This is a genomic window from Nonomuraea harbinensis, from assembly GCF_019396385.1.
GTDB lineage: Bacteria > Actinomycetota > Actinomycetes > Streptosporangiales > Streptosporangiaceae > Nonomuraea > Nonomuraea ferruginea.
In genome coordinates, this window is record NZ_JAHKRN010000033.1 from 1 (window position 1) to 17,651 (window position 17,651).

General features: G+C 70.9%; 17 protein-coding genes. 5 read left to right on the plus strand and 12 right to left on the minus strand.

What is annotated here, in order from left to right:
* Positions 1 to 4,583 (minus strand): hypothetical protein (locus KME79_RS28980; protein ID WP_372452485.1); only part of this gene is annotated, 4,583 nt, incomplete at its 3' end.
* A 163-nt stretch (positions 4,584 to 4,746) separates the two neighbouring features.
* Here KME79_RS28980 and KME79_RS28985 point away from each other — a divergent pair.
* Positions 4,747 to 5,151 carry a nitroreductase family deazaflavin-dependent oxidoreductase gene (locus KME79_RS28985; protein WP_148030697.1) on the plus strand — a complete coding sequence of 135 codons (405 nt, stop codon included), beginning with the start codon at positions 4,747 to 4,749 and terminating at the stop codon, positions 5,149 to 5,151.
* Here KME79_RS28985 and KME79_RS28990 read toward each other — a convergent pair whose 3' ends face one another.
* Both KME79_RS28990 and glgA read right to left on the minus strand, forming a co-directional pair.
* Positions 5,152 to 6,630, minus strand: coding sequence for an Nramp family divalent metal transporter (locus tag KME79_RS28990; protein WP_219547525.1), 1,479 nt, complete (start codon positions 6,628 to 6,630; stop codon positions 5,152 to 5,154).
* A gap of 66 nt (positions 6,631 to 6,696) precedes the next feature.
* Entirely contained in the window at positions 6,697 to 7,866 is a 1,170-nt protein-coding gene (gene glgA, locus KME79_RS28995; RefSeq protein ID WP_219547527.1) for a glycogen synthase, read from the minus strand.
* A gap of 170 nt (positions 7,867 to 8,036) precedes the next feature.
* Between glgA and glgC the strand changes: the two genes are divergently transcribed.
* Together glgC and KME79_RS29005 are read left to right on the plus strand one after the other, a co-directional pair.
* Positions 8,037 to 9,272, plus strand: coding sequence for a glucose-1-phosphate adenylyltransferase (glgC, locus tag KME79_RS29000; protein ID WP_219547529.1), 1,236 nt, complete (start codon positions 8,037 to 8,039; stop codon positions 9,270 to 9,272).
* Positions 9,273 to 9,295: 23 nt separating this feature from the next.
* Positions 9,296 to 9,595, plus strand: coding sequence for a hypothetical protein (locus KME79_RS29005; protein ID WP_219547531.1), 300 nt, complete (start codon positions 9,296 to 9,298; stop codon positions 9,593 to 9,595).
* A 36-nt stretch (positions 9,596 to 9,631) separates the two neighbouring features.
* On the opposite strand, the gene KME79_RS29010 is transcribed toward KME79_RS29005, so the two are convergent.
* On the minus strand, positions 9,632 to 10,078 hold the full coding sequence (locus tag KME79_RS29010) for a MarR family winged helix-turn-helix transcriptional regulator (RefSeq protein WP_219547533.1): 447 nt from the start codon (positions 10,076 to 10,078) through the stop codon (positions 9,632 to 9,634).
* A gap of 91 nt (positions 10,079 to 10,169) precedes the next feature.
* On the opposite strand from KME79_RS29010, the gene KME79_RS29015 reads away from it, so the two are divergent.
* Both KME79_RS29015 and KME79_RS29020 read left to right on the plus strand, forming a co-directional pair.
* Entirely contained in the window at positions 10,170 to 10,448 is a 279-nt protein-coding gene (locus KME79_RS29015; RefSeq protein WP_219547535.1) for a DUF3040 domain-containing protein, read from the plus strand.
* Positions 10,449 to 10,510: 62 nt separating this feature from the next.
* The gene (locus KME79_RS29020; protein ID WP_219547537.1) at positions 10,511 to 11,050 is read left to right on the plus strand and encodes a hypothetical protein; all 540 of its coding nucleotides are present in this window, start codon (positions 10,511 to 10,513) and stop codon (positions 11,048 to 11,050) included.
* On the opposite strand, the gene KME79_RS29025 is transcribed toward KME79_RS29020, so the two are convergent.
* The 8 genes from KME79_RS29025 to KME79_RS29060 all read right to left on the minus strand — a co-directional run bounded on the left by KME79_RS29025 (position 11,040) and on the right by KME79_RS29060 (position 16,934).
* Positions 11,040 to 11,366 (minus strand): hypothetical protein, encoded by a 327-nt coding sequence (locus tag KME79_RS29025; protein ID WP_148030689.1) that lies wholly within the window; start codon positions 11,364 to 11,366, stop codon positions 11,040 to 11,042. The two genes, KME79_RS29020 and KME79_RS29025, sit on opposite strands and share 11 nt — an antisense overlap.
* Positions 11,367 to 11,419: 53 nt before the next feature.
* Positions 11,420 to 11,974 carry a hypothetical protein gene (locus KME79_RS29030; protein WP_219547539.1) on the minus strand — a complete coding sequence of 185 codons (555 nt, stop codon included), beginning with the start codon at positions 11,972 to 11,974 and terminating at the stop codon, positions 11,420 to 11,422.
* An 83-nt stretch (positions 11,975 to 12,057) separates the two neighbouring features.
* Positions 12,058 to 12,645: a thioredoxin domain-containing protein gene (locus KME79_RS29035; RefSeq protein ID WP_219547541.1), complete on the minus strand. Its 588-nt coding sequence runs from the start codon at positions 12,643 to 12,645 to the stop codon at positions 12,058 to 12,060.
* Positions 12,642 to 13,166: a MauE/DoxX family redox-associated membrane protein gene (locus KME79_RS29040; RefSeq protein WP_148030686.1), complete on the minus strand. Its 525-nt coding sequence runs from the start codon at positions 13,164 to 13,166 to the stop codon at positions 12,642 to 12,644. The genes KME79_RS29035 and KME79_RS29040 overlap by 4 nt, the downstream gene beginning before the upstream one ends.
* A 6-nt stretch (positions 13,167 to 13,172) precedes the next feature.
* Positions 13,173 to 13,457, minus strand: a complete 285-nt coding sequence (locus KME79_RS29045) for a hypothetical protein (RefSeq protein ID WP_148030685.1) — start codon at positions 13,455 to 13,457, stop codon at positions 13,173 to 13,175.
* A gap of 583 nt (positions 13,458 to 14,040) precedes the next feature.
* Positions 14,041 to 14,769, minus strand: a complete 729-nt coding sequence (locus tag KME79_RS29050) for a sulfotransferase-like domain-containing protein (RefSeq protein WP_219547543.1) — start codon at positions 14,767 to 14,769, stop codon at positions 14,041 to 14,043.
* Entirely contained in the window at positions 14,766 to 15,749 is a 984-nt protein-coding gene (locus tag KME79_RS29055; protein WP_219547545.1) for an aldo/keto reductase, read from the minus strand. Before KME79_RS29055 ends, KME79_RS29050 begins: the two co-directional genes overlap by 4 nt.
* 39 nt (positions 15,750 to 15,788) lie before the next feature.
* Positions 15,789 to 16,934 carry an argininosuccinate synthase domain-containing protein gene (locus KME79_RS29060; protein WP_219547547.1) on the minus strand — a complete coding sequence of 382 codons (1,146 nt, stop codon included), beginning with the start codon at positions 16,932 to 16,934 and terminating at the stop codon, positions 15,789 to 15,791.
* Between the last annotated feature and the right edge of the window lie 717 nt (positions 16,935 to 17,651).

Consider the following 17,651-nt stretch of genomic DNA (forward strand, 5'->3'; position numbering starts at 1 on the left):
CGAGCAGCCCCCCAGCCCCCCTCCCCCCGCTCCCCCAGCCCGCCCACCCCGGCGACCGGCCCACCTCCGGGCCCCACCGGCAGACGTCCCCCCACCCCCACTGCACGGTCCACCGCAGAACCAGCCGGCGGACGCTCCCCCGCCGCGCCACCGCCAGGACTCACCGGCGGACGCTCGTCCCCCGCTGCGGCTGCCTGGTCCCCCGCCGAACCGAGCGACGGACGTTCCCCTGCCGCCGGACCACTCCCGGAACCTGTGGGGGGATGCTGGCCGACTTGGGCTGGGCGGTGCTTCGGCGCTGGGCGGTTGTGTGCGTGGACTACCGCGAGGCGTTCGTGGACTACCGCTTCCCGCAGGGGGTCGCCCGCTGCCAGGCCGAGGGCGGCTCGGAGCCGGTCGAGTGCGTCGTCCGGGTGGCCGGTGCGGAGGTCGGCGGTGGCGCGTACCAGGGCGATGGAGAACAGGGCGCCGATGTCGCCTTCCGCCACGGCGGGGCGCATCGCCAGGTCAAGCTCGGCCGAGGCCTCGTCGCAGCGGCCCAGCTCAACCAGGCAGGCGGCGCGCATCGTACGGGCGGCGGCCACGCGTTCGGGGGCCGCGAACGCCTCGGCGGCCGTCCCGAAGTCCTGGGTGGCCTGTTCCATCCCGGCGCCGGTGAATCCGATCACGCCGAGGTGGTAGCGCACGGCGGCGACCCCGTCCCGGTGGCCGAGCTGGTTGTAGGCGCGCTCGGCCCGCTCGAACGCCCGCCTGGCCCCGGACACGTCGGCGCGGGAGAGACGGCGGCGGGCGATGTGGTACCACTCGTCGGCGGCCTCGCGCCGCTGGCCGCGCCGCCGGACCACGTCCACGATGGCGGCCTCGCACGCCGCCGCGTGGTCGGCGTGCCCGAGCTCGTACAGCAGCACCGCGTGCCCGTCCAGCGCCTGGCAGGCGTCGTCCCACTTGCCGATGGCCTCCAGCTCGGACGCGCAGGTGCTGATCAGCTCGGCCGCGGCGGGCAGGTGGCCCAGCTCGGCGCCGGCCCGCGCGCCCGGGATGAGCGCGCGCGCGGCCCGCTCGGCGTCGCCGCGGGTCAGGTGCAGCTCGCGGGCGCGGCCCGCACGTTCCAGCGCCTCCGCCCGGTCACCCGCGTCGAGGTACGCCGCGGCGGCCTTTTCCTGGTACGTGGCCTCGTCCGCGTGCAGGCCCGCTTCCCGGCACAGTTCGGCGGCCCGCCGGTAGCAGGCGGCGGCCCGGCGTGGCTCCCCTGCCCGGGCGCAGGCGTTCCCCATGGCGGCCCGCTGAGCCGCCTCCTCCCGAGGGTGTCCGAGGGCTCCGTAGCCGTCGGCGGCGTGTTCGAACGCCCGTAACGCGGCCTCCCAGGCGCCGAGTTCCTCGTGCTCGTTCCCGATCCTGGAGTACGTGTCGGCCGCCTGGACCGGTTCACCCGCCTCGGCGAAGGCCCTTCCGGCCCGCTCCAGCAGTTCGATCGCCATTCTCCGGCGCCCACGTCCGGCCAGGCCCGTTGCGGCCCTCACCAGATACGTCGCGGCGCGTACCTTCTTGCTTTCGTCGCCGGGCCCTTCCTCCGCGGCTCTCCCGCCGATCCCGGTAGCGCGACCGGGATCGGCGCTGTCGCCTGTTCCGGCCACGTCCCCGCTTCTGGCGGCGACGTAAGTGGGTCCGGCGACGACGTCGGCGGGACCGGCAGTGGCATTGGCGGGGCCGGTGACGACGTCGGGGGTTCCGGCGGTGACATCGGCTGGGCTGGCGACGTTCCAGGAACCGGCGCCGCCGCCGAACCCGAATACGGCGCCATCGTCGGTCCGGGAAACGCCTCCGGCTCCAGCGACGTGGGCAGTAGCAGTGGTGTCGACGGAACTGTCGCTGTCGTCCGTTCTGGCGACGCCCTCGGTTCCGGCGGAGATGTCGGCGGTACCGGCAACATCGGTGGTTGTGCTGGTACCAGTGGTGGCTCGTGACCGCGATGCGCCCGGGGTGTTGGTCTGGCCGCCGGTTCGGGAGTCTCTGGGCGCCCTGGCGTGGCGTTCGCCGAGGCGGAGCAGGTCTCGGGTGGTTTCCTCGTCGTCGCAGACCATGGCGAGCCGGGTCGCTGCCTCGGCCAGCGGCTTGTCCGGCGTCCCTGACAGGGCGCTGAGCGCCAGGCGGAGCAGCGAGGTGAGCTCGGGATCGCCGCCGGGCACGTTCCCGGCGAGTTCCAGCGCCTCGACCAGGTCCTGCTCGTCGCCTCGTACGGTGAACCGCACCAGCAACCCCTTGACCAGCGCAAGCGGTACGGGCGACGCTCCCGCCCCCGTGGGCGGCGGTGCTTCGGGGGTGCGTGGCCGAGGCGACGGCTCTCGCGCCGCACTCGCCGGGGTGCCTTGCGCCGAAGGCAAGCCGCCGAACGGGTCCCTCGGAGTCACAGTCTGCGATGTGGGTGATGCGCCCGGCGGCGGTACCGCTGAGGGAGGGCCGGACGGAGGCGCGGTGGTTCCGGTGGCGAGGTAGGCCAGCTCTGCGGCTTTGCGAGCCGCCTGAACGGCAGCATCCAGGTCCGCGATCTGACGGGCCACCTGAACGGCACCCCCCGCGTCGGCGGAGCTGCGAGCCTTCTGGATCGAACCATCCCAGTCCGCAGGGCGCCCGGTCGTCTGCACCGTCACGTCCGGCTCGGCGGGTTCGCGTACCTCCCGAGCCGCAGGATCCCAGTCCGCAGGGCGCTCGACCGCCTCCACGGCGTCCCAATCGGCGGGTCGGCGTCCCGCCGGGGCCGCAGCGTCCCAATCGGCGGGCTGGTGTCCTACCAGGGCCTCAGCGTCCCAATCCGCAGGGCGCCCGGTCGTCTGCACCGCCTCGTCCCAGGCGGCCGGCCGGCGTCCCGCCAGGGCCTCAGCGTCCCAATCCGCAGGGCGCCCGGCGGCCTGCACCGTCACGTCCGGCTCGGCGGGTTCGCGTACCTGCTGGGCTGCGGCGGCGAGGGTGGCGCGGTGGCGTAGTACGTCGGAGAGGACTGTGTGCGCTTCCGCCTGGAAGCGCGGGTCCGTATCCGCCGCGAGTGCCTTCCGGAGGGTTGTCACGGCCTCGGTGGCGGTGTGCGCGGTGAGGTCCAGGCGCAGGGCCTGGCCGAGCAGGAGAAGGGCTCGGGGGCGCTGGGGGTGGCGGCCTGGGCAGGCTGTGACGGCGGCACGGGCGGCGGTGATGGCGGTGCGGGCGTCTCCTGTTCGTGTGGCGCGGTGGAGGAGGGCCCCGGCCAGGCCGGTGAGGAACGCGGGCCGTTCCGGATGTCCCTCCGGTGCGCGTACCACCGCCTGCCGCAGGGTCTGTACGGCGATCTCCAGGTCCGCCAGGTCGCCGCTCCCCCGGTAGCGCCGCCAGTGGCGGCGGCCGAGCAGGTCGAGCCGGGTGGCCGCGTCGTCCAGCCTGGCGGCGGCGTTCCCCAGCTCCGATGGTCCCGAATCCTCCGGCCAGGCGCCGGCGTGACCATACGGACCTGGAAGGCCCTCAGGCTGGGTCGCGGAACGGTCCGGTCCCGGGGCGGTTTCCGGGGCATCCAGCGGGTCCGGGGATGCGGGGTCGTGCGGATGGGATGCGGGATGGGCGGGAGGCACCGGGTGGGTCGGCGGGGTGGCCGGAGCGGGGGGTAGGGCGGCGAGCATGTCGCGGCCGGCTTCGAGGGAGCGGAGGTCGCCCGTGACCACGTACCACTCCACCAGGGCCGTGCCGTAGCGGGACAGGACCGCCGGGTGGGCGCCGGCCTCGTGCCAGTGGTCGAGGCAGGCCTGGCCCACCCGCAGCAGCGCCAGCAGGTCGGCGTCGGCGCAGGACGCGGCGGCACGGGTGGACGCCAGGAAGAGGAGGTCCAGGAGCGCCGCGGAGCGTTCCGCTCCCGGAGCGCGGCCGGCGGCCACGAGGTACGCCCTGATCAGGGGGGTGTCGCCGGGCAGCGCGTGCCCGAGCGCCGCCGCCAGGTCCGTCACGTGGCCTGGGCCGGCGAGCGCGGCCCGGAACAGGGCGTGCACCGCGTCGTCGAGCGCGCCGCCGTCGCCGGCCGTCCGGTACAGCCGCACCAGGCCGTTGCCCAGGATGGCCAGCGCCTCGGCGGCCCAGGCGGGTGCGGGCATGTCAAGGGCCTGCTCCAGCAGCACCTGCCCGAGCCGGTCGCACACCTCCGCCGTGGGCGTGGCGAGCGCGCGGCGGAGTATGGCGTGCAGGAGCAGCCCCACGTGCGGGTACGCGTCCACGTCCACGTGGCGGAAGACCTGCTCCGCCAGCTCCGCCCAGGTCTCGGCGGTGGCGGCGGCGGGGACGTGCGTCCCGCGCAGCCGTTCCGGCAGCCCGTCGGGGTCGAGTACGGCGACGGCGGCGAAGAACACGCCGGCCACGGCCGCCTCGCCGTCCTCCTCGGGGGCGAGCCGGTAGCGGGCCAGGTGGAGCACCCCGGCGAGCCGCCAGACGGCGGCGTCGCGTGGCCCGCCGTCGCAGGCCAGCATGGCGTCCTCGGCGTCGTCCAGCGCCGCGTCGTCCAGCACCAGCCGGGGGTCCGCCGCCCGCTCGAACTCCTCGATTCGGGCAGCGAGCACCCTGGCCGGATCTTTCATGGGGCCTAGGCTCTCATCAGCCCGTCCTTCACGTACAGCACCGTTCCGGACGAACCGCCGCGAGCCTGGCCGATGGGGCGAACGCCGCGAACGAGGTCAACATCTCGTACAGGCCCCGGCGTGCCCGGGTGAGTGCCGGGCGCGCCGGGGTAGGTGCCTGGGCATGCTCTATGGCAAGGAACACGTCCGGCGCTACCGCGAGACCGGCGGCGCCGAAGGACACGACTGGAACGGCACCACGACCCTCCTGCTCACCACGAAGGGCCGCAAATCCGGCGAGCCGTACACCACCCCGCTCATCTACCAGCCGCACGGCGACGACTTCGTGGTGGTCGCCTCCAAGGGCGGCGACCCGTCGCACCCCGACTGGTACAAGAACCTGGCCGCCGACCCCGAGGTCGAGGTGCAGGTCAGGAGCGACCGGTTCAAGGCGCGTGCCCGCACCGCCACCGATGAGGAGCGGCCGGAGCTGTGGCGGCTGATGACCGCCACGTGGCCCGACTACGACGAGTACACCAAGAAGACCGACCGCAAGATCCCGGTGGTGGTCCTGGAGCCCCAGCGCTGATCAGAACGTCACCAGCGGCTCCCCGACGAAGTCCGCGATGAAGTTCACGAAGAAGAACCCGAAGAACAGGAAGTTGAGCACCAGGATGACGTGGTGCCACCAGCGCGCCCGCGCCGGCTTGGGCAGCTTGCTGTTGAGATACATGAGCATGAACGGGTAGATCAGCGCGCCGAGGTTCGACATGTTCGCCGACCACTCCACCAGCGCCACCGGCAGTGACAGGTGGATGACGACGGCGATCACGATCAGCAGCACGATCATGAACGGGTAGTAGAAGCGCCGCGGGTCGCCCTCGATGAGCCTGCGCAGCCTGGGGCTGGTGGCATGGGCGGCGTCGGTGGTGACCCGTACCATCGCCTCGAAGATGCCCAGCTGCGTGCTGAACAGGATGAGCACGCCCAGGATCAGCGCGAGGACGAACATCGCCTGCCCGTACTCGTCCCCGAGCGCGGCGGCGACGAAGGTCGGCACGGTCGCCCGGGTGGGTTGCTGTCCCGACAGGTTGACCGCGTGCGCCATGAGGATCGTCGGCAGGAGCATGCCGAGCATGGCGCCGACGAAGAACACGCCCCACATGTCGACCATGATCAGCCGGTACCACCGCCGCCACAGCCCGCGGTTGCGCTCGTCGTCGGGGAAGGTGACGCCGCTGGCCAGGATCTCCTGCCGGCCGCCGCGCAGGCCGGCGATGTAACCGGCGCGGTGGCCCATGCCGTAGCCCTTGTCGCGGTAGTGGCCCATCACGTACCAGTTCAGTCCGGAGGCCAGGGCGGTGAAGCCGGCCAGGCCGCCGAGCTGGGTGGCGGTGATCCCGGCGGGCGGCGCGGCCGGGGTGAAGAAGCCCCTGATGCCCTCCCACCACAGCTCCCACGGCACCACGAACAGGTCGATGAGCAGCAGGGCGACCAGGATGGAGCCGACCATGATCCAGTTGGCCAGCTCCAGGGCGCGGCTGACCCGCCGGGCCGCCGCGGTGATCAGGAAGACCAGCACGAGCAGCGCGATGGCCCACAGCCGGGGCTCCTCGGCCCCGGCGGGCGGGATGTCGCCGTGGACGAGCGCGTACACGCCCTGCCCCGCGGAGGCGGCCCAGCCGCCGGCGATGAACGCGAAGATGACGATGAACACCGACAGCGGGACCCACAGCTTCCAGCCCGGCGGCACCCTCCCCCAGCCGACCACCGGGGTCTCGCCGGTGGCCGTCACGTAGCGGGCGCACTCGACGTTGTAGAAGGTCTGGAGCACGGCCGAGACCAGGATGACCCAGCCGACGCCGACGAAGCCGTACTGACCGACGCTGAGCGGGCCGAGCAGCCATTCGCCGCTGCCGATGGAGATGCCGAGGGCGATCAGGCTGGGCCCCACGGCGAACTTGAACAGCTCTACCTTGCCGATCCGGGGGACCTTGAAGACCTCCTCCGGCGTCGGCAGATCGGTGACTTCGAGGTCCGGGCGGCTGACTCCGAGGGGATGCGTCATCTCTGCCTCCTGCCGTTCAGGGTGATCCCGTACGGCGGGCAGGACAAGGCCCAAATGAGACCTACGTCACATAAGTGACGCGTACAGCTCCATCGTGCGGCGGGCGATCGCGGGCCAGGAGAAGTGTTCGACGGCCCGCGCCCGTCCGGCCAGCCCCATCGCGCGGGCCCGCGCCGGGTCCTCCAGCAGCGTGTTCACCCGCCCGGCGAGGTCGGCGGCGAACCGCTCGGGGTCGTGCGGAGTGCCGTCGGGGCCCTGGCCGATCGGTACGAGCAGGCCCGTCTCACCGTCGGCGACCACCTCGGGGATGCCGCCGGTGGCCGTCGCGACCACGGCGGTCTCGCAGGCCATGGCCTCCAGGTTGACGATGCCCATCGGCTCGTAGACCGACGGGCAGACGAACACCGAGGCGTGCGTGAGCAGCTGGATCACCTCGGGCCTGGGCAGCATCTCGGAGATCCAGAACACGCCCTTGCGGTCGAGGCCGCGCACCAGCCCGGCCACCTCGGCGGCGATCTCCGGCGTGTCAGGCGCGCCCGCGCAGAGCACGAGCTGCGCGTCGGGGGCGAAGGACCGCGCCGCGTGCAGGAGGTGGACCAGGCCTTTCTGGCGGGTGATCCGGCCGACGAAGATGACGTACGGTCGATCGCGGTCGATGCCGTACTTTTTCAGGATCTGGTGGTCCTGGTCCGGGGCGTACTCGGCGGTGTCGATGCCGTTGTGGATCACGCTCACCTTGGCCGGGTCGAGCTGCGGGTAGGCGGCCAGCACGTCGCGGCGCATGCCGGCCGACACCGAGACCACCGCGTCGGCGGCCTCCAGTGCGGTGCGCTCGGCCCACGAGGAGATCGCGTAGCCGCCGCCCAGCTGCTCGGCCTTCCACGGGCGCAGCGGCTCCAGGCTGTGCGTGGTGACCACGTGCGGGATGCCGTGGAGGAGCTTGGCGGCGTGCCCGGCGAAGTTGGCGTACCAGGTGTGCGAATGGACCAGGTCGGCGCCCTCGCAGGCCGCGGCGATCTCCAGGTCGACGCCGAGCACCTGGAGCGCGGCGTTCGCGCCGGCCAGCCCGGCGGGCGTCCGGTAGGCCGACACCCCGGGCTCCTCCCTGGCGGCGCCGAAGCACCGCACCCGCACGTCGGCGAGCTCCCGCAGCTCGCGGGAGAGGTACTCCATGTGCACGCCCGCGCCGCCGTAGACCTCCGGCGGGTATTCGCGGCTGAGCAGATCCACTCGCATGACTCGACTTTACGAGGAATCGCGGGCGTCCGGACACGGTGACAGGCGCCCGAGCGGGAAACAACCGGTGCGCTGATGGCGGCACATAGAGGGATCACTCCGGACACCTCGGGAGAGGGCCGGACAGAGTTACGTCGATAGATGCGCCGATTGGGGGTAGCGTCCTGGACATGAGGTCCCGGAAGGTGCTTGCGGTCGTGCTGGCGGGTGGAGAGGGAAAGAGGCTGATGCCTCTCACGGCGGACCGGGCGAAACCGGCTGTGCCGTTCGGCGGGATGTATCGGCTGATCGACTTCGTGCTGTCCAACCTGGCCAACGGCGGCTACCTGAAGATCGTCGTGCTGACCCAGTACAAGAACCACAGCCTGGACCGCCACATCTCCCGCACCTGGCGGCTCTCGGCCATGCTGGGCAACTACGTCACCCCGGTGCCCGCGCAGCAGCGGCTCGGGCCGCGCTGGTTCTCGGGGTCGGCCGACGCCCTCTTCCAGAACCTCAACCTGATCTACGACGAGATGCCCGAGCACGTGATCGTGTTCGGCGCCGACCACATCTACCGGATGGATCCCCGGCAGATGGTCGAGCAGCACGAGCAGTCGGGCGCCGACGTGACCGTGGCGGCGATCCGCCAGCCGCTGTCGCTGGCCGACCAGTTCGGCGTGATCGAGACCGACCCGCAGGGCAAGCGCATCGTGGCCTTCCGCGAGAAGCCCAAGGACGCGGTGGGGCTGGCCGACTCCCCCGACGAGGTCTACGCCTCGATGGGCAACTACGTGTTCAAGACGCAGGCGATGATCGACGCGCTGCGCGAGGACGCGCTCGACCCGACCAGCAGACACGACCTGGGCGGCAACATCATCCCGATGATGGTCAAGTCGGGCGGGGCCGACGTCTACGACTTCGCCCACAACATGGTGCCGGGCTCCACCGAGCGCGACCGCGGCTACTGGCGCGACGTCGGCACGCTCGACGCCTACTACGAGGCCCACATGGACCTCATCTCGGCCCACCCGATCTTCAACCTCTACAACGACAAGTGGCCCATCCACACCGGTCACGACCCGCTGCCGCCGGCCAAGTTCGTGCACAACGACGGCGACCGGGTCGGGCGCGCCCTGGAGTCGCTGGTCTCCCCCGGCGTGATCGTCTCGGGCGGCACGGCCGTCCGGTCGATCCTGTCGCCCAAGGTCGTCCTCCACTCCCACTCGCTGGTGGAGGACTCGGTGCTGATGGAGAACGTCAAGGTCGGCCGGGGCGCGATCGTCCGCAAGGCCATCATCGACAAGAACGTCGTCATCCCCGACGGCGCCCGCATCGGCTTCGACCTGGAGTACGACCGCACCCGCTTCGCCCTGACCCGGAGCGGCGTGGTCGTGATCGGCAAGAACGAGATCGTCGACCGCTGAGAGCGTTCGCCTAGAGTGGGCGGGTGCATCCTGATCTCCGCCGGTCCCTGGTCCAAGAGCTGAGCGAGTCGGAGCGGCCGCGGCGTTACTGGCGCGGCGACGACGAGCGCGGCGGGGTGTGGCTGTTCGAGAGCGTCGAGGGCGACGGCGAACACTGGGCGATCCGGCAGGCGGAGATCGACGGGGCGCGGCGGCTGCGCCGCTACTGGTGGCGCCACCCGCAGGACGAGCACGGGTTCCTCACCGACCAGCCGCTCGACATCTGGGACCTGACCGAGATCGACGGGGCCGCGTTCGAGGCCGTCTGGGCCGCCGGCGAGTGACCCGCGCCGGGTCCGGCCGGTGGGCGTGGTCCCTGGTCACCCGCTACCGTCCCAGGTCGGCGGGGTGAGCATGGTGTCGATGCGGCGCAGCTCGTCGCGGTGCAGGGCGCTCAGCAGGGCCAGGACCCGCTCCCCCTCGGCGGTCAGCAGCACGCGGACCGCCCGGCCGTCGTCGGGGTGGGCGCTCCGGCGTACGAGGCCCTGCCGCTGGGCGCGGCTGACCAGCTCGACCACGCTGTGGTGACGCAGGAGCAGCCGTTCGGCCAGCTCCCGCACGGTCGCCCAGTCACGGCCGGGGAACCCTTTCAGCGCCAGCATGAGCTGATACTGCTGGGGGGCGAGGCCGGCGGCGCGCACCGCGTCCTCGCTGAACCGCAGGTAGCTGCGGATCCCGAAACGGAACCGGGCGAGCGCCTCGAAATCCTGCTTCGACAGCGGCTCGCTCTCCGCCGCCGCCTCCCGAATCCCCCCGTAACCATCCATAGGATCCATTTTATATCGTGCTACGATGTAAATCATTCAGGTGGGATACGAGATGAGATCGCACCTGGCGCGAGCGCCCAGGAGGTGTGTCGTGCTCGACGACCGCGAACGCGACGAGTTGCGTAGGATCCAGCGCCGGCTGCGCGACGAGGATCCGGGTTTCACCGAGTCCTTCCACAGTGACGCGCGGCACCTGCCCCGGCGAGCGCCCGACCTGTCCAGACGGACCTACACGGTCCTGCTCGTCATCAGCTCCACGTCCTGCCTGATCATGATGGCGGCCGGGTCGCCGTTCATCGCCCTGCTGTTCGCCGGGCTGGCCGCGTGGGTCTGGTACGCACGCGCCCACCCCTACGAGGACGACCAGTGACGACCGCGGACCTCGGCGCATGAGGATTTGAGGTCTTCGGCATCACTCGGTGTTGTAGTACGTTGGCGGTGATTTCCTTTCATCCGCCTTTTCTGGGGGTCCGCTTGATGCGGTCGCGCCACGTCATGGTGGCTGCAACGCTCCTTCTCTCCGCCGCCTGCATGAATGACAGCTCTCCCACTCGGCCACAGCCGACCCAGGCCGCCGTCGATTCCGTCACCACGGCACCGTGCGAGTTCCGGGCCGTCAAGGGCGAACCGCCATCCTGGGCCCGGACGGGATTCACCCCCGGCGTGGAAATGCATTATGCCTCCAGCAGCCGCGGTGACATGCTCGCCATCCTTTTCGGCTATCCGCTTTACAGCCCACCGCTGCCGGACCGGGGCAACAAAATTCTGTGGCGTTCCAGAGCGCCGCTGATTCCGTCCGAGCCGTTGCGCATCGAGGCCCGGCTGAACGGCGTGGGCGCGCCGACGCGCATCACCGTCGAGGGCGGCCCCGGGCCTTCTGCGGTCGACCTGCCGAGCCCCGGATGCTGGCGCCTGGACCTCGCGTGGAGCTCTCACACGGACTCCATCGACCTGGAGTTCGTCAGTCGATGACCGGCTCCCCCGCCGCCGCGTCGAACAGCACCGTCCGCCAGTCCCCGACATTGGCGAAAACGGCGCCGCGGGTCCGGACACCGAACCGGCGGGTGACCCGCGCGGCCTTGATGTGCGCCGGGATCCTCCCCATCTGGTAAACCTGGCCGAGGTTGTGGAAGAGGGTGACGCTCAGCACCCTGCGTGCCGCCACGTCCGTACGGGTCGCGATGAAGACGAGCCCTTCGAGCCGCGGCGTGATGCGCGCCGAGATCCAGGCGTGCGCGATCCGGAAGGCGAGCAGCCGCCACAGCCCGCCACAGTCGAACCTGGTCACGACGACGACGCCACCGTCTGGATCCGGGGCACAGCGCCCGGCGGCGGCGGCCACTACACGATCTGGAGCAAACCCAGGCATATCAGCACTACTCCGCTCAAGGCCCGTACAGTACGGATGAACACCCGCTCTCCGCCCAGGAACGCCCGGCCGGGAACGTGGTTGAGTGCCGTCCCGATCACCGTCCCCGCCACCGAGCCGATCACCATCCCGACCAGGAACACCGGTGCCGCCATGGGGTTGAGCAGCACCGTGACCACGAGCGCGCCCCAGATGAGCGACGTGGTCTTCTGCGTGGTGAACAGCAGACCGAGGTCGACGCCCCAGAGCACACCGCGCCAGCCGGGCCGGAGCGCCCGCGCGTAGTCCTGGGGCACCTGCCGCATCACGTGCGGAGTGCGGTTCAGCACGTCCGCGACGCCCACCCCGACCAGCAGCGTGCCCGCCGCCACCTCGCGCCACCGGAGCGGGAGCACGCTCCCGAGCCCTTCCGCCACGACGGCGGCCAGCAGCGCGATGACCGTTCCGCCCACCACGAGGCCCACGGAGTAGCCCGCGATGAAGCGGCGTGCTGCGCCAGGCGACCGCCTGGACAATGGACCGGCCACGCCGACCATCGAGCGGCCTCAAGGGCTCCAGTACTGCAGGACGAAGCCGGCCAGGGCCAGTGCCACGATCGCCGGGACGTCCATCAGACGAGGTCCTTTCCCGGCGCGACGCTCACGCCGCCCGCTGCGCCGGAGGGGTCGTCGAGGGAGGCGATCCAGCTCGACAGGGCGTTGAAGGAGCTGAACACCACAGCGGACCGCACGACCCCCTCGGGGGAGAGCGCCACCGCCGCCGGGCTCATGCCGACGCCGAGCGCCGACATGCTGAATTGTCCTGAGACGTCCACATAGCCGGGCAGGTCAGCCAGCCCGTACTGCGCCACGAACTCCCTGCCCGAGGCGGCCGACGCGCACGACACCACGACGCCGACGAGGTCCACGCCCGAGGAGGCGAAGAAGCCACGCGCCTCGGGAGCCAGTTCCTGGCACGCCCCGCAGGTCGTACTGAGGACGAGGAGCACGCCCGGCGGCCGGGCGAGCCCGTCGGGGAACTCGATGACCGTCGCGCCGAGCTTGGCGTCGGGCAGCGGCTGCACGGACTCGGGGCGCCTCGTCCCGCCGCCCGCGGACGACTCGGAGATCCGCGCGTTGAGCTCGCCCAGCATCGCGAAGAGGATCACGACCGCCAGGCTGAGCAGCACGAGCAGGGTGACCATCAGTGCCGTGATCATGTTTCGGTCCGTTCGCGCGCCATGGTCCCTCTCACGAAGACGATCAGATGGCGGCGGTTCGCCCAGACGGGGACGAACATCGCCGTGTTCAGCGCGAGCAGCAGGACAGCCTGATCGTAGGCGGTCTCACGCAGCGCCGGCACCAAGGCCCAGGCCAGGATCGCGGCGCCGGCCAGCACGTTCCAGGCCCCGAACGACCGCGAACCGCTCCGGCCGAAACAGCCGCAGGGCAGTGAGCTCGCCCGCAGCCGTCCCAGGACCCCCACCACCGCGAATCCCGTTCCCAGCAGGGCCGCCAGCAGCAAGGTGAGCAGGTGCTCCTGGCCGAACACGGCCAGGACGGCCAGCGCGATCTCCGCGGCGGCGACCGCCCGGACCAGGGCCACAGGCGGCGGTCTCCGTGCGCCGGTCAGCTCACCGAGAGCCTCGGCCAGACCGTGCGGGCTGACCAGCTTGCCGGCGCCCGAGCTGAGCAGGGCCGCTGCGAGCAGCGCGCTGAGGACGGCAGGCAGCACCCCCATCGCCGGCTACGACCGGAGCCCGGCCGCGGTCAGCCCTTCGCCCACGGCCACCTTGCGGAGGTGGACCACGTGGTCCTCCCCGTAGACGGCGACGGGCGCGGTCGAGTAGCGGGCGCCCTTCTCCCCGGTCAGCTGAACGGCCGTATCGACCTTGATCTGCTTGGTACGGAAATGAATGGCGATGACGTCGACAGGCTTCTCGTCCTCGATGCGCGCGCAGACCGCCACGTTCACCGAGCCTTCGTTCTCGAAGATGTAGGCGTAGCCGTGATTCGTCGGGGTGATCGACATTGCGGGCCTCCGGATCGTCCGTCCGTTGCTCAGGGATAGCAGCTGATGGAGGCCCTTCCGGAGGCCTCACAGCATTGACAGAAGGACGCCCCCGAATAGCAGCCCCAAATGTAGTACGCGTTGTTCGCGCACGTGCTGTAGGGGAAGGTCGGGCAGTAGACCAGGCGGCAGCACAGGTATTCACAGATGGCCTGTGCGGAAGCGGGCCGCGCCTGAGTGGCGACGGTCGTGGCAGCGGCCAGCGCGCTGGCGCCCATGGCCCGGGTGAAGAAGCGACGAGTCAACCGGCGGTTGCGCTGCGGGGGCTCATGAACTGCCACGGCCACTCCATCAGAGTCGATCGTTTTGAATTGATCTCTTCAGGAGAGTACAACATCATTCACCCATCAACAAGAATACCTTTTTGGAGGAGTCGGACTTTCTGTGTCAACGTAAAATACCTATTAAGGTCAGGCTGCGACGACCTTCAGGAATTCGATTCCCGCTCTTCTTCGGCCGGACAGCGGCCTCGCCAGCTGATCGGTCCGGGCACCAGCGGTTTCACGGCGAGCCGGGCTCGACGACCGCGCGACGAGGATCTGCGTCAACCGGCGAGGCGGTGGCGGGCGAGCGCGTCGTAGAACGGCTGGTGGTGCTCGGCGACGCGGCGCAGGTGCTCGTTCGTGTCGGGCGTCTCACGTCGCTCGGGCGCCTTCCCGGCCACCAGCCCGCTGCTCTCGGCCACCTCCGCGTGCCACTGGTCGGTGCGCCGCCAGTTGTCCCGTCGACCGGGTTCCCAGCGCATCGCCTCGGGCTTGAAGTCGAGCCCGACCCGCTCGCAGTACGCCCGGACCGTCGGCTCCGGATCGGCCACGAGGTCGTCGCCGTCGATCACCAGCGGGATCTCGCCGGTGGCCGACCGCACGGCGTCGAAGATGGTGTGCAGGTACTCGAAGCCGTACTCGTCCAGGGTGGCCCCGGGGTTCATGGCGTAGTGCGAGGAGATCGCGGCCCGCGGCTCCCGGATCATGAACGTGTTGACGACGTCGCTGAACAGGCGCTCGTCCTCGAGCAGCGGCGTGTAGGTGTAGTCGGAGGTCTCCTTGGCGAACACCCGGCGCTCGCCGGCGCTGACGTCGAGCATCAGGTCGAGCATCTCGATCGGCGAGGTGACCCGCCTGCCCGCGAACTCGACGTGGCCGTCCGCCTGGAGGTACGAGAACGGCTCGTGGGCCACCTCCAGATCGCCGCGCTCGATCATGACGCGCAGGAACGCCGTGGATCGCGATCGAGGCACGGCCCACAGCAGGATGGGCTTGCGCGCGGCGCTCATTGCGACCACTCCGTGGGCCGGCGGTCCCAGCGGAACCCGCGCAGCCGCGCCATCAGCTCCTCGCTCAGCGGTTCGGCGTCGCTGGTGGCGATGTTGGCGCGTACGTGCGTGAGTTTGCGCATGCCGGGGATGACGGTGGCGACGTCGGGGTTCTGGAGGATGAAGCGGAGCGCGAGTTCGGGCATGGTCATGTCCTCGGGCACGATCCGCGCCAGCCGTTCGGCGCGCTCCACGCTCGGGACGAGGTTCTCGGGGACGAAGTACGTGTTGCGCCAGTCGCCCTCGGGCCAGCGGGAGTCGCGGGTGAGGGTGCCGGTGAGGGTGCCCTCGTCGAAGGGCACCCGGGCGATCACCGCGACGTCCAGCTCACGGCACGCCGGGAACAGCTCGTCCTCGGGGGCCTGGTCGAAGATGTTGTAGATGACCTGCACCGTGTCGATCAGCCCGGTGCGCAGGGTCTCCAGGACGTTCCAGGGCTCCCAGCGGTTGACGCTGATCCCGACGCCTCTGATGAGCCCGCGTTCCTTCATCTCGATGATCGCGTCCTGCCAGGCCGCGTCGTGCGCCCAGGCGTCCTCCCAGACGTGGAACTGGAACAGGTCGACGGACGGGGTGCCCAGCCCTTCGAGGCTGCGGTGCAGGTACTCCCACAGGTGATCAGGCGGGTAGACCTCGGACAGTTTGGAGTCGCGGGTGGACGGCCAGGCGCGGTCCATGGGCGGCGGCTTGGTGGCCAGATGGAGGCGGCGTTCCGGGTGCCGTTCGACCAGCCGCCCGAGCATCCTCTCGCTGTGTCCCCGGCCGTAGATCCAGGCGGTGTCGAAGAACGTGCACCCGAGCCGGACGGCCTCGTCCAGCGCGGTGTCGCCGGTCCGGTCGTCGGCGCCCGTCCAGCCGCCCTCGCCGCCCGCTATCCCCCACATCCCGTAGCCGACCTCGCTGACCTTCCAGCCGAGCCGGCCGAATCGACGCTCACGCATCGCCTGCTCCTTCCTTGTCTGTAAGCCTTCTCTTGCCGTCTAGCTCCAGCGGTTCCCGCCGGAGCCGAACCGGGTCTGCCGCACCACGGGGCCGGCGACCTTCATCCGCTCGACCCGGACGACGCCCCGGTGGACGGACAGGGTCACGCTGCCGTCGATCTCGCCGACGAGCCGGTCGATCGCCTCCCGCGCCGCCCGCGCGGCGGGTTCGAGCCACCGCGCCTCGTACATCGCCGAGCCCAGGACGGCGGACAGCCGGTCGTAGAGCTCGCGGCTCGCCCCGTCGAGGCTCGCCTGCAGGACGCGGGTCCACGCGCGGTCGAGCAGTTCCAGGCCGGGCGCCTCGTAGACGCCCCGGCAGACCGTGCCGATGATGCGCCGCTCGACCACGTCGCGCAGCCATACCCCGTGCCGCGCGCCGAGGTCGTTGGCGCGCTTCATCCACTCGACCGGGTCGGGCCCGCTCCCGTCGAGGTCGGCGACCCGTCCTTCGCGGAAGAGGACCGTGACGGTCTCGGGCTCGGCCGTGGCCTGCTCGGGCCACGCGCTCCACCGGGGGTCGAGCCGGGTGACCGGCGTTTCGAGGTCCTCCAGCTCCGCCGACTCGTGCGAGACGCCGGCGAGGCTGGCATCGGTGGACCGTCCGGCGCCGCTGCCCGGGTCGAGGATCAGCCCGTGCTCGGCGACGGCCGCGAGCATGGTCTCGCGGTCGGGGAACCGTTCGAGCGCCCGCGGATCCGTCCACGGCTCGACGACCGGCAGGTCCGGCGCGACGTGGGCGCCGTAACGAGCGAAGCGGCGCTGGTCGTTGCCCCCGCCGACACAGCCGTGCGCGAGTGCCCGGCATCCGTCGGCCCGCATCAGCGGCGCGAGCCCGCTGACGAGCACGAAGCGCGCCGCGCCGGTCGTGTTCCAGTAGCCGCCGTCGTGGCGGGCGCGGTACCGCAGGAGATCCGACGCCACGGCGGCGATGGACGGCCGTAGATCCACGACCACGGATTCGTCCCCGAATCGTCGCACCGAAGAAGCGAGCGCGTCCAACTCCGGGGGATCCGCCTGGCCGATGTCGGCGATATAGTGCCTCGCCGGCGTCGGCAGTTCACGAAGCCAGACCCCGACGGCCAGGGAGGAAAGTCCTCCCGATTGGAATAATCCGACAGGTGCGTTGTCGCCGGTTTGCCGCACGACTCCCCCTTACGTCGACAGATGGGGCGCGATGCCGGCGCTGAATGGGCCGACCGTCACCGACCCTACCCATGGATTCGGGACCTTCACGTCCGGAGCGCCCGGGATCGCGGACGTGAACTGTCCGGCCCTTGTCGATTTTCAGCGCCGTCGAGGCGTTCTGCTGCGGCTCGCTTCCGGCCTCATTCTTCGGGCCGGGATGTGCGCTTACCTGGTCATTGACAGACGACGATCATTTCGCGCCCGTCCGCTGATCATTTTTCGCTCTTCGGCAGATTGTCACAAAACAGCGCGTCCGCAGATTGGCGCGCGCCGCCTCGGGTAACGCCGAATATGCTCTTCGCGACTTCCCCCAGGCCGTGCCTGTCCGGCGTGCCCGGCGCCGCACGGCGTCCGGCCGGCCCGGCTGTCGCTCCACACCGATTTCAGTCCGCGGCACATTTTCGTTCCCGCAGGCCATACCGCCTCGCACACCGGCTTCCTGGCCCGCGCCGGCGACACCCGGGTTGCGCATCCCGGTCTCATGTTCCAAGATGTGAGTAACTTGTAATCCAACTGATATCGGTTACTTCGGTTCGAACGTGCGGCACTCCAGTCGTCTGACGAAAGGAGGAAACACGTGGTCAGCGCACGCCCGAAGGCGCCACCCGCTTGATCGGCCGGGCTCGCGATATCCGGCGGGCCGCTCATGCCCGCGGGCAATTCTGTGGATTTCCG